Source organism: Streptomyces sp. NPDC055239 (assembly GCF_053606205.1).
The window spans coordinates 160,159-172,186 of the sequence record NZ_JBSGRD010000015.1 but is presented as its reverse complement, the minus strand read 5'-3'; the positions used below and the strand labels follow the sequence as shown (position 1 = coordinate 172,186).

At 70.9% G+C, this 12,028-nt stretch carries 10 protein-coding genes; 9 read left to right on the top strand and 1 reads right to left on the bottom strand.

All coding sequences use genetic code 11. The annotated features are described in order from the left end of the window. The first annotated feature begins 98 nt into the window (after positions 1-98). The 9 genes from ACWFRJ_RS37035 (at position 99) to ACWFRJ_RS36995 (ending at position 10,821) form a co-directional block, all read left to right on the top strand. Positions 99-1,970 carry a peptide ABC transporter substrate-binding protein gene (locus ACWFRJ_RS37035; RefSeq protein WP_453541354.1) on the top strand — a complete coding sequence of 624 codons (1,872 nt, stop codon included), beginning with the start codon at positions 99-101 and terminating at the stop codon, positions 1,968-1,970. Continuing rightward, positions 1,967-2,917: an ABC transporter permease gene (locus ACWFRJ_RS37030; RefSeq protein ID WP_453541351.1), complete on the top strand. Its 951-nt coding sequence runs from the start codon at positions 1,967-1,969 to the stop codon at positions 2,915-2,917. Before ACWFRJ_RS37035 ends, ACWFRJ_RS37030 begins: the two co-directional genes overlap by 4 nt. Then, positions 2,914-3,828 (top strand): ABC transporter permease, encoded by a 915-nt coding sequence (locus ACWFRJ_RS37025; protein ID WP_453541348.1) that lies wholly within the window; start codon positions 2,914-2,916, stop codon positions 3,826-3,828. The genes ACWFRJ_RS37030 and ACWFRJ_RS37025 overlap by 4 nt, the downstream gene beginning before the upstream one ends. Positions 3,829-3,843: 15 nt before the next feature. Then, positions 3,844-5,886 (top strand): ABC transporter ATP-binding protein, encoded by a 2,043-nt coding sequence (locus ACWFRJ_RS37020; RefSeq protein WP_453541345.1) that lies wholly within the window; start codon positions 3,844-3,846, stop codon positions 5,884-5,886. Continuing rightward, positions 5,883-6,803: a homocysteine S-methyltransferase gene (gene mmuM, locus ACWFRJ_RS37015; RefSeq protein WP_453541343.1), complete on the top strand. Its 921-nt coding sequence runs from the start codon at positions 5,883-5,885 to the stop codon at positions 6,801-6,803. Before ACWFRJ_RS37020 ends, mmuM begins: the two co-directional genes overlap by 4 nt. A 132-nt stretch (positions 6,804-6,935) precedes the next feature. Beyond that, positions 6,936-8,027, top strand: coding sequence for a WD40/YVTN/BNR-like repeat-containing protein (locus tag ACWFRJ_RS37010; RefSeq protein ID WP_453541340.1), 1,092 nt, complete (start codon positions 6,936-6,938; stop codon positions 8,025-8,027). Positions 8,028-8,060: 33 nt separating this feature from the next. Further along, on the top strand, positions 8,061-8,738 hold the full coding sequence (locus ACWFRJ_RS37005) for a uracil-DNA glycosylase (RefSeq protein ID WP_383281493.1): 678 nt from the start codon (positions 8,061-8,063) through the stop codon (positions 8,736-8,738). Further along, on the top strand, positions 8,735-9,736 hold the full coding sequence (locus ACWFRJ_RS37000) for an N-acetylglucosamine kinase (RefSeq protein WP_453541337.1): 1,002 nt from the start codon (positions 8,735-8,737) through the stop codon (positions 9,734-9,736). Before ACWFRJ_RS37005 ends, ACWFRJ_RS37000 begins: the two co-directional genes overlap by 4 nt. Before the next feature lie 140 nt (positions 9,737-9,876). Then, the gene (locus ACWFRJ_RS36995) at positions 9,877-10,821 is read left to right on the top strand and encodes a sirohydrochlorin chelatase (protein ID WP_453541335.1); all 945 of its coding nucleotides are present in this window, start codon (positions 9,877-9,879) and stop codon (positions 10,819-10,821) included. 89 nt (positions 10,822-10,910) lie between these two features. On the opposite strand, the gene ACWFRJ_RS36990 is transcribed toward ACWFRJ_RS36995, so the two are convergent. Beyond that, positions 10,911-11,987, bottom strand: coding sequence for a lactonase family protein (locus ACWFRJ_RS36990; RefSeq protein WP_453541332.1), 1,077 nt, complete (start codon positions 11,985-11,987; stop codon positions 10,911-10,913). Positions 11,988-12,028: the final 41 nt, after the last annotated feature.

The window sequence follows — 12,028 nt, the reverse complement described above, 5'->3', positions numbered from 1 at the left end:
AAGCTCTTGACTTGATTTTGTCGCCAGATCTAGCGTTCAGGCGCCGCCCGTCGATCTCCGGCACGGTCCGGCTCCCGCATCCTTGGAGGCCCTTCGCCATGCGCTCAAGGCGATCACGTCCCCGCGCGCGGCGCCGCGCTCTGATAGCCGCGGCGGCTTCCGTCGCCGCGCTCGCCCTCACGGCAGTCACCGGCTGCACGCAGGAGGGCGGACGCGTCGACATGGGTCCCACCGGCGGTACTCCGGTCGAGGGCGGCACCGCCACGATGGCGCTCCCGCCCGCCGCGACACCGAACTGGATCTTCCCGATCGGCGCCCCCGGCTACGGCGCCTCGTACAACTACGGGATCCAGTCGCTGCTCTTCATGCCGGTGTACGACGCCGTGCAGGAGAAGGGCGAGCTGACCACGCACGGCCCGAGCACGCTCGGCCAGGAACCGAAGTTCAGCGACGGCAACAAGACCGTGACGGTGCCGCTGCGCGAGGGCGTGAAGTGGTCCGACGGAAAGCCGGTCACGGCACGCGACATCGAGTTCTGGTTCAACCTCGTCAAGGCCAACAAGGCGAGCTGGGGCAACTACTCGGTCGGCACGATGCCCGACAACGTCAAGCGTTTCGAGACCGTCGACGACCACACCGTGCGCCTGCACCTGAGCCGCGCGTACAACCCCGACTGGTTCACCGCCAACCAGCTCACCCTGATGCGGGCCCTGCCCCAGCACGCCTGGGACGCCAGGACGGACGGCGGCGAGGTCGGCGACTGGGACCGTACGAAGGGAGGCGCCAAGACCGTCTTCGCACGGCTCACGCGGCACGCCAAGAGCCTTGGCTCGTACGGCTCCGATCCGCTCTGGAAGACGGTCAACGGCCCGTGGAAGCTGGCGGGCTGGCGTGACAGCGGCCAGGTGACCATCGTGCCGAACGAGAAGTACACCGGTCCCAAATCGCAGCGCCCGCACCTCGACAAGGTCGTCTTCAAGCCCTTCACCACGGCCGACTCCGAGTACAACGTCCTGCGTTCGGGGGGCGTCGACTACGGCTACATCCCGCCGTCGGTGATGGCGCAGAAGGAGAAGTTCCAGGAGAAGGGCTACCGCGTCGATCCGTGGGAGGGCTGGGCGGCGACGTACATCGTCTACAACTTCAACTCCACGCACGCGGGCCCGATGATGGACCAGCTCTACATCAGGCAGGCGATGCAGCACCTCGTCGACCAGAAGGCGATGAGCGACGTCATCTGGCAGGGCAGCGCGACATCGACGCTGGGCCCGGTGCCGGTGACGCCGAAGAGCCAGTACCTGTCCGACGCCATGGAGAAGAACCAGTACCCCTTCGACGTGAAGAAGGCCCAGCGGCTCCTCACCGCGCACGGCTGGAAGACGGTCGACGGCACGGCACGCTGCGTACGCCCGGGAACGGGCGCCGACTCGTGCGGCAAGGGCATCGCGAAGAACACCCCGCTCGAACTCACCCTGCTCTCCCAGTCAGGATCCACCGAGACGACGAACATGATGCAGGAGCTCAAGTCCTCGCTCTCCAAGGCCGGGATCGACCTCTCCGTGCGCCAGCAGCCGCTGAACTCGGTGCTCGGCAACTCCGTGCCCTGCAAGGCGAAGGAACCCGGATGCGACTGGGACATGTCGTTCTTCGGTACGGCGGGCAGTTGGTACTACCCGCTCAACCCCAGCGGTGAGCAGCTCTTCTCCACCGGCGCCTCCGCCAACTTCGGCAACTACAGCGACAAGAAGGCCGACCGGATCATTCGCGCCGTGCAGTACTCGCCCGACATGAAGGCGATGCACGCGTACGGCGAATACCTCGCCGAGCAGCTGCCGGTGATGTGGATGCCCAACCCGGCCTACCAAGTCTCCGTGATCCGCAACGACTTGCGGGGCGTCGGTCAGAACCCGACCGTCACCTTCGCGCCGCAGGACTGGTACTACGTCAAGAAGAAGGGAGCCGACAAGTGACCGGCTTTCTGGTCAAGCGCTTCCTTCAGGCGCTCGTCGTGCTGTTCCTGGTCTCGCTCATCGTCTTCACGCTGCTCCACCTGCTGCCCGGCGGCCCCGCGCGCGCCATCCTCGGCCCGAAGGGCACACCGCAGCAGATCGAGCACTTCAACCACGAGCAGGGGTACGACCGTTCACTGCCCGCGCAGTACGTGATGTATCTGAAGCGGCTCTTCACCGGCGACCTGGGTGAGTCCTTCAAGCTCAACTCGCCGGTCTTCGACCTGCTCAAGCAGCGGCTGCCGAAGACGCTGCTCCTGACGGTGCTGTCCACCGCGCTCGCGGTCGTCATCGCCGTACCGCTCGGCCTGCTGCAGGCCGTACGGCGCGGCAAGGCCTCGGACTACGCGCTGACGGGCCTCGCCTTCCTGCTCTACGCGACGCCCGTGTTCTTCCTCGGCCTCATCATGATCATCCTGTTCGCGCAGGTGATGCCGATCCTCCCGGCGGAGGCGCCGCAGGGCGAGAGCGTCGGTGAACTCCTGAAGGACTTCACGGGGTTGGTGCTTCCTGTCGTCACCATGGCGTTCGGCATCGTGGCGATGTTCAGCCGCTACATGCGCTCGGCGGTCCTTGACAACCTCACCGAGGAATACGTCCGTACAGCGATGGCCAAGGGCCAGTCGAGCCGCCGGATCATGGTCCGGCACGTCCTGCGCAACGCGCTGATCCCCTTGGCGACCCTGCTCGGCCTGTATCTGCCGACGCTCTTCAGCGGCGCGCTCGTCGTCGAGTCGATGTTCAACTACCCCGGCATGGGGCTGCTGTTCTGGAACGCGGCGCAGGGCTCCGACTTCCCGGTGCTCCTCGGCGTGACGCTCGTCGTCGGCATCGCCACCGTCATCGGCTCGCTGCTCACCGACATCCTGTACGCCGTCCTCGACCCCCGGATCCGGAGCGTGGCATGAGTACCGCGACCGCAGACGTCACCCCCGAGGCCGCTCCGGGGAACGAGGCGGCGGCGCAGGCCACTCCCTCGCTCGCCCGCCGCACGCTCCAGGTCTTCACCGGCAACAAGCTCGCCCTGACGGGCGTGGTGGTCCTGGTCCTGCTCCTGGCCTTCAGCTACCTCGGCCCGCTGCTCCACTCGACCGAACAGGAGCACACCGACCTGTCGCAGGCCAACCTCGCGCCCGGCAGCTCCGGCCATCTCCTGGGCACCACCGACCTCGGCTACGACATGGTCGGCCGCCTGATGGTCGCCGGGCAGACATCGCTGGAGATCGGATTGGCGGCGGGCCTCCTCGCCACGCTCTTCGGGACCGTGTACGGCGCGGTCGCGGGGTACTTCGGCGGCTGGGTGGACGCGGCCATGATGCGGATCACGGACGCCGCGCTCGCGATCCCGGCGATGTTCCTGCTCGTCGTGGTCGCCGCGATCATCACGCCCAGCAAGGGCGTCCTCATCGTCATCATCGCGTCGGTCGCCTGGCTCTCCCCCGCCCGCCTGGTGCGCGGCGAGGCGCTCTCGCTGCGCGACCGCGAGTACGTACAGGCGATGCGGATGATGGGCGGCGGCGGCGCGCGTGCCGTGTTCAAGCACATCGTGCCGAACGCGATCGGCACGGTCATCGTCAACTGCACCTTCCAGATCGCCGACGCCATCCTCTACGTCAGCTATCTGGCCTTCCTGGGCCTGAGCATCCCGCCCCCGTCGGCCGACTGGGGCTCGATGCTCTCGGCCGGCATCACCTACACCCAGAACGGCTACTGGTGGCTGATCTTCCCGCCGGGCATCGCGATCGTCCTTGTCGTCGCCGCGTTCAACTTCATCGGTGACGGGCTGCGGGACGCGTTCGAAGTACGGCTGCGGAAGTAAGGGAGAACCGACGACATGACCGAGCCACTTCTCACACTTGAAGACCTGCGCGTCGACATCGCCTCGCGCGAGCGCACCGTCCACGCCCTCGACGGCGTCTGTCTCGAACTCGCCCCGGGTGAGGCCCTTGGCATCGTGGGCGAGTCGGGCTGCGGCAAGACGATGACCGCGCTCAGCGTCCTGGGGCTGCTTCCGCCCGGCGGCGACATCACCGGCGGACGTGTCCTGTTCGACGGCCGCGACCTGGCCACGGCCCCCGATCCGGTCCTTCAGGACGTACGGGGCAACACCATCGGCATGGTCTTCCAGGACCCGCTGACCTCCCTGAACCCGACGATGACGATCGGGGCGCAGGTGGCCGAGCCGCTCGTCCTGCACCGCCCCGAGCTGAGCAGGAAAGAGGCGTGGGCGCGGGCCGAGGAGATGCTGCGCCTGGTCGGCATGCCGCAGCCCGCGGAGCGCATGAAGGCCTATCCGCACCAGCTGTCGGGCGGCATGCGCCAGCGCGTGGCGATCGCCATGGCCCTGGTCTGCGAGCCGAAGCTGCTCATCGCGGACGAGCCGACCACCGCCCTCGACGTGACGACACAGCACCAGATCCTGGAGCTGATCGACGGCCTGCGCGAGCGCCTGGGCATGGCGATGATCCTGGTCACGCACGACTTGGGCGTCATCGCCAACCGGGTCGACCGGGTCGCGGTGATGTACGCGGGCAAGGTCGCCGAACAGTCGGACGTACGCGGCCTGTTCGCGAGACCCCGGCACCGCTACACCGAGGCACTGTTCGCCTCGCTCCCCGAACGGGCCGTGGACAGCGGCTCCGCGCTCCACACGATCCCGGGCCTTCCGCCGAACCTGGCGGTGCGGCCGACGGGGTGCAGGTTCGCACCGCGCTGCACCTTCGCCACGGACGAGTGCCGTACCGAGGAGCCGCAGCTCGCGGACGACGAACTGCGCGGCGGTGAGCACCGGTTCGCCTGTTTCCATCCTGTGCCGGACAACGCCACGGAGGCGGAGGTCGTGACTCCGGCGACCGTGCCCGCGCCGCGCGCACCCGGTGACGTTCTCGTCGAACTCGACGGCCTGGTCAAGGACTTCCCCCTCAAGGGCGGGGCCTTCTCACGCAGCCGGGGCACGGTGAGCGCGGTCGGCGGGGTGTCCCTGGAGATCCGCAAGGGCGAGACGTTCGGCATGGTCGGCGAGTCCGGGTGCGGCAAGACGACGCTCGGCCGGATCGTCGCAGGCCTGGAGGAGCCGACGGCCGGTCAGGTGCGCTTCGAGGGGCACGACCCGGCACAGATGTCGCGGGCCGAACGGCGTGCGCACCGGCGGCGCGTGCAGCTGATGTTCCAGGACTCCACGGCCGCCATGGACCCCCGGATGCGGGTCGGCGAGATCCTGCGGGAGCCGCTGGTCATCCAGGGCGTGGGCAGCCGCGCCGACCAGGAGAAGCTGATCGCCGAGCTCCTGGACGCGGTGGGCCTGCCGCGCGGCGCCGTGCACCGCTACCCGCACGAGTTCTCCGGCGGTCAGCGTCAACGCCTGGGTCTGGCAAGGGCATTGGCCCTCTCGCCCGATCTGGTGGTCGCGGACGAGCCGGTCTCCGCGCTCGACGTCTCCGTACAGGCGCAGATCCTGAACCTGATGCGGGAGCTCCAGCGGGAGCGCGGTCTGACGTATCTGTTCATCTCGCACGACCTGGCGGTGGTGCGCCATCTCGCGGACACCGTCGGCGTGATGTACCTGGGCAAGCTGGTCGAGTCGGGCCCTGCCGCGCAGGTGTACGCCCATCCGCTGCACCCGTACACGCGAGGGCTCCTCGACACGGTCAACCTGCCGGACCCCGAGGCCGCGGGCGGCCTGGACCGCACTCCCCTGGAGGGCGAGACTCCGTCGGCCGCGAAACCCCCGTCGGGCTGCCGCTTCCGCACCCGGTGCCCCATGGCCCAGGAGGTGTGCGCCACCACGGAGCCGCCGGTGTCCACACCGAACAGCGCGGGACACCAGGTCGCGTGCCACTTCCCTCTGTCCGCGCCTCGGCTAGCGTCAGCAGTGTGAAAGTCGGCAGTGTGAATCTCGCGGATGCCCTGACCCGCCGCCCGCTCGTGCTCGACGGCGGCCTCTCCAACCGGCTGGAGGCCGCCGGGCACGACCTGAGCGACGCCCTGTGGTCGGCGAGGCTGCTCGCCGACGAACCGGGGGCCCTCACGGCGGCGCACCGCGCGTACTACGAAGCGGGCGCGGACATCGCCATCACGGCGAGCTATCAGGCGACGTTCGAGGGCTTCGCCAAGCACGGCATCGACGCGGTGAGCACCGCTGAACTGTTGCGCCTGAGCGTCGAGTTGGCGCGCGAAGCGGGAGCCGATACGGGCCGCGAGGTGTGGGTGGCCGCTTCCGCGGGTCCGTACGGGGCGATGCTCGCGGACGGCTCCGAGTACCGGGGGCGGTACGGCCTGACGGTGGCCGAGCTCGAACGCTTCCACCGCCCGCGCCTTGAGGTGCTCGCCGACGCGCAGCCGGACGTCTTCGCCCTGGAGACGGTCCCGGACACGGACGAGGCGCGGGCCCTGCTGCGGGCGGTGCGGGGCCTCGGGGTCCCCGCCTGGCTCTCGTACTCCGTCTCCGGCGGCTACACGCGGGCGGGCCAGCCCCTGACGGAGGCCTTCGCCCTGGCCGCCGACGCCGAGGAGATCATCGCGGTCGGCGTCAACTGCTGCGACCCCAAGGACGCGGACGCGGCGGTGCGTCTTGCCGCGCGGATCACGGGAAAGCCGGTGGTGGTCTACCCCAACAGCGGCGAGACGTGGGACGCGGGTGCCAGGGCGTGGCGGGGTCCGGCCCACTTCAGCGCGGACCGGGTCGTGGGGTGGCGTGACGCGGGGGCGCGGCTGATCGGGGGGTGCTGCCGGGTGGGGCCGGAAACGATCACACGGGTGGCCGCGGAACTGTCCGGGAGCGACCGGCCCGAGTGAAGCCCTGAGGGCGCGCGCCACCTCCGCCACACCCGGCCCGAGCTGCGGAAACGTCCTGTCCAGGGGTGACTGTCAGTGCCGAGGTGCAGACTGAGCCATACCTGAGACAACGACGTCCCGGAGGTGGCCACGATGGCCGAGATCATTCTGACCGTAGGCACGCGCAAGGGCCTGTTCATCGGCCGCAGGCGCGGCGGTGCGAGCACCTGGCAGTTCGACGAAAGTCCGTACTTCAACGCCCAGGCCATCTACTCCGTGGCCATCGACACGCGGGGCAGCACGCCCCGGCTCCTGGCGGGCGGCGACAGCTCGCACTTCGGCCCCTCCGTCTTCCACTCCGACGACCTCGGCAGGACATGGACGGAACCGGCCAAGGCGGCCGTCAAGTTCCCCAAGGACACCGGGGCATCGCTTGAGCGGGTCTGGCAGCTGCATCCCTCGGCCGCCGAGCCCGATGTCGTCTACGCGGGCACGGAGCCCGCCGCGCTCTACCGCTCACAGGACCGCGGCGAGACCTTCGACCTCGTGCGCCCCCTCTGGGAGCACCCCACACGCGACAAGTGGGTGCCGGGCGGCGGCGGTGAGGGCCTGCACACCGTCCTGACCGACCCGCGCGACCCGGACGCGGTGACCGTAGCCGTCTCCACCGCCGGAGTCTTCCGCACCCTGGACGGCGGCAGGAGCTGGGCCCCGTCGAACAGCGGCGTCTCGGCGGTGTTCCTGCCGGACCCCGACCCCGAGTTCGGCCAGTGCGTGCACAAGGTCGCCAGGGACGCCGGTGACCCGGACCGTCTTTATCTGCAGAACCACTGGGGCGTGTTCCGCAGCGACGACGCGGGTGCACGCTGGACGGACATCGGCGAGGGCCTCCCCTCCGACTTCGGCTTCTCCGTCGTCGCCCACCCGCACCGCGCGGACACCGCCTACGTCTTCCCGATCAGCGCCGACATCGACCGCGTCCCCGCCGACCACCGATGTCGCGTCTACCGCACGACCGACGCGGGCAAGAGCTGGGAGCCGCTCAGCGCGGGCCTCCCGGCCGACGACCACTACGGCACGGTGCTGCGGGACGCGATGTGCAGCGACGACCAGGACCCCGCCGGCATCTACTTCGGCAATCGCAACGGCGAGGTGTACGCGTCGGCGGACGACGGGGACACCTGGCAGGAGTTGGCGTCCCATCTGCCCGACGTACTGTGCGTCAGGGCGGCGGCCATCGGTTGATCGGCGCCCCCGTTACGGCAGTAGGGTGACGCCGTGGCATCACGACCCTTGCATGAAATCGTCGAAGCGGGCTGGGCGAAGGCCCTCGAACCCGTCGCCGGGAAGATCACCGAGATGGGCGACTTCCTGCGCGCGGAGATCGCCGCGGGACGCACCTACCTCCCGTCCGGGCCGAACGTCCTGCGGGCGTTCCAGCAGCCCTTCGACGAGGTGCGGGTGCTGATCGTCGGTCAGGATCCCTACCCGACCCCCGGGCACGCGGTGGGTCTGTCGTTCTCGGTCGCGCCCGAGGTGCGTCCGCTGCCCGGCAGCCTCATCAACATCTACCGCGAGATGGGCTCCGACCTGGGCGTCCCGCAGCCGTCGAACGGCGACCTCACGCCCTGGACCCAGCAGGGCGTCCTGCTGCTCAACAAGGCGCTCACCACGGCTCCGGGGCGTCCCGCCGCGCACCGGGGCAAGGGCTGGGAGGAGGTCACCGAGCAGGCCATCAAGGCGCTCGCCGCACGCGGGCGGCCCCTCGTGTCCATCCTGTGGGGGCGCGACGCCCGCAACCTGCGCCCACTGCTCGGCCCGCTGCCTTCGGTCGAGTCGTCGCACCCCTCGCCCATGTCGGCGGACCGCGGATTCTTCGGCTCGCGCCCCTTCAGCCGGGCCAATGACCTCCTCGTCCAGCAGGGCGGTCAGCCGGTGGACTGGCGGCTTCCGTGACGGACGACGCCGCGTGTGTCATCGGGGTCGACTCGGGCGGCTCCGGGATGCGGGTCGCCCTGGACCGTCTTGACGGCCTCGCCCGCCCCGCCCCGGTGAGCTCCAAGGAGCCCGTGCGCACCGGCGCGTTCGGCATCGACGCCGAGCACTTCATGGAACAACTGGTTCCGCTGGCGCGGGAGTTGCTCGAACACGCGGGCGGCGGCCGGATCACCGCCGTGGCCATCGGGGCTTCGGGCATGGCGACCCTCGGCGACGACCTGCGCACGCAGCTGCCGTCCGAGCTCCAACAGGCTCTGGGTGTACGGCGCTCGGTGCTCGCCGCGGACGCCGTCACCGCGTACGCGGGCGCGCTCGGCGACCGTCCCGGCGCCGTCGTCGCCGCCGGTACGGGCATGATCGCGATCGGCACGGACCTGACCGCCTGGCACCGCGCCGACGGCTGGGGGCATCTGCTCGGCGACTGCGGCGGCGGCTCCTGGATCGGCCGCGCGGGCCTGGAGGCGGCGATGCGGGCTTCCGACGGCCGGCGCCACGGTTCGAAGGCGCTGCTCGCGAGGGCCGAGGAGCTCTTCGGCCCCGTGTCGGGACTGCCGGGCCGGCTCTATCCCCGTACGGACCGGCCCGCGATGCTCGCCTCGTTCGCGCCCGAAGTGGCGCGCTGCGCCCCTGACGACCCCGTGGCCGATGCGATCCTGCGGGACGCCGCCCGGCACATCGCCGATGCCGCGGCCGCCGTCTGCCCGGCGCCCGGCGCGGTGGGCCCGGGTGAGCGGCCCGAGGTCGCCCTGACCGGAGGCCTGTTCAAGATGGGCGACGCGCTGCTCCACCCGGTACGGGCGGAGCTTGAGGACCGCCTGCGGCACGTACGCCTTGTCCCCGCCGCGGGAGACCCGCTGGACGGCGCCGTGCGCATAGCCGCCGATGTCGCCATGAACCGGCTGCGCCTGCCGCTCGACCCGCGCATGCTCACCGTGCACACGGTGGACGCCCAGTAGGACAATTGACCACCTCGGATGACCACTCCGTCATGTGACAGGCGACCTCCACGTAACTCATAAGACAAAAGTGGACTTATACCGCCCACCTGTACCCTCCCCGAACAGTGAAGCCCCGAAGACCAGTAGCATGCGGGGCCATGAGCTCCCCCACCGGGCCCGCATCAGGCCTGCCCGTACGAATGCCGCGACCCCGCCAGCCAGGGCGGCACCGCCGCCCTGAGCCCGTGGCGGCTCCCGAGAACGCGCCCGCGCTCGTTCTCGCCGTACCGGGCGTACCCAGCACCGCCACGCGCAGTCTCGCCGAAGAGGTCGTGAGCATCGCCCGCTCCGAGCTGCCCGGCCTCGACGCCCGTATCGGATACCTCGACGGGACCGAGGACGCGACGGTCACCTCGTTCCCGGAGTTCCCCTCGCTGCAGTCCGTGCTCGCGCACGCCGCCACCGAGCGCACCGCGCGCTATGAGCAGGCGCGCGAGGCGGGATCGGACGTCACCGAGCCCGACGGCCCCGTCGCCGTCGTGGTGCCCCTCCTCGCGGGCCCCGACAGCGCGCTGATGCGGCGCGTGCGTCAGGCCGTGATGGACAGCCGCGCCCCGGCCGAGCTGACGGACGTCCTCGGCCCGCACCCGCTGCTCGCCGAGGGGCTGCACGTACGCCTGTCGGAGGCCGGGCTCGCCCGCGCCGACCGCGCCCGCCTGTTCACGGTGGCCACCGCGGCGGACGGCATCGTCCTCGCCACGGTCGGCGGCGAGGAGGCCGTGCAGGCCGCCGGGATCACCGGCATGCTGCTCGCGGCCCGCCTCGCGGTGCCGGTGATGGCTGCCGCGCTCGACCAGGAAGGTGCCATCGCGGACATGGCCGAGCAGCTGCGCGGCTCCGGCTCCACGCAGCTGGCGCTCGCCCCGTACCTGATCGGTCCCGAGATCGACGACAGCCTTCTCGAGGCCGCCGCCAAGGAGGCCGGCTGCTCCATCGCCGAGTCGCTCGGTGCCTACCCCGCGATCGGCAAGCTCGCCCTCGCCAAGTACGCGACGGCGCTCGGGATCGCCCCGCAGCAGCCGTCGGGCGCGCCGGTCCACTGACCGCACCGCGCCTGGCAGACCTGATGCCGTTACGCCGATGGGCCCGCCCCCTGATGCAGGGAGCGGGCCCATCGGCGTACGCGGGTGCCTCAGCCGAAGATCACGCAGGAGGCGGCCGGAGCCTCGATCGAGCCCTCGCGGCGCGGGATGCCCGTCTCCGGGTCGACGGAGAACCAGGTCACGTCGCCGGACCGCTCATTGGCCGCGTACAGGAACCGCCCCGACGGGTCGACGGCCAGGTCACGCGGCCAGTGGCCGCCACAGGGGACGGTGGCGGTGAGCCTCGGCCGCGCGCCCGCCTCCTCGAGGGCGAGCACCGAGATGACGTCCTGGCCCCGGGTCGCGGTCCACAGGAAGCGGCCGTCGGGCGCGACGACGACCTCGGAGGGGTAGGCCTCGCCGTCGCCGTCCGTGGGTCCCGGCAGGACGGCCGCCTCGCCGAGCGGCTTGAGGGCTCCTTCGGCGGCGTCCCAGGCGCAGATCGTGATGGTGGGCGCGAGCTCGTTCAGGACGTACGCGAGATCTCCGCGCGGGTGGAACGCGAGGTGCCTGGGCCCTGATCCCGGCCGCAGCGCGACCTCGCGGTGCAGGGTCGGCTCGCCCGCCGCCGTGAGCTCGCAGACGCGTACGGAGTCGGTGCCGAGGTCTACGCTCACCACCCAGCGTCCGCTCGGGTCGGGCAGGACCTGATGGGCGTGCGGCCCCTGCTGGCGCTGCGGGTGGGGACCCGCGCCGGTGTGCGCCAGGACGCCGGACGGGGTGGCGGCGAGGCTGCCGTCGGGGCGCACGGTCACGGCGCTGACGCTGCCGGAGCCGTAGTTGGCGGTGAGGACGTGCCCGGCGTGCAGGGCGAGATGGGTGGGAGCGGCCCCGCCGACCGCCACCGGCTTCCCTGCCTGCTCGGGCTTGTCGCCGTCGACGCGGTACGCGGCGACGGTGCCGTCCGAGATCTCGCTGACGGCGTAGAGCATGTCACCGGCGGCCGAGAGCGCGAGGTACGAGGGGTCGGCGAGCGTGTCCGTGGCGCCGAGGACGGTCAGCGCGCCGCTGTCCGCGTCGACGGCGGCGGTGAGGATCCCGGCCCCGCCCGCCGCGGTGAAGGACCCGATGTACGCCCGTCTGCTGTCGCCGTACGCCCGTTGACTGATCCCGTACCTGCCGACCACTGCGTTCCCCTCTCGACTCTCGACCGAGCACCGCGTCCAGG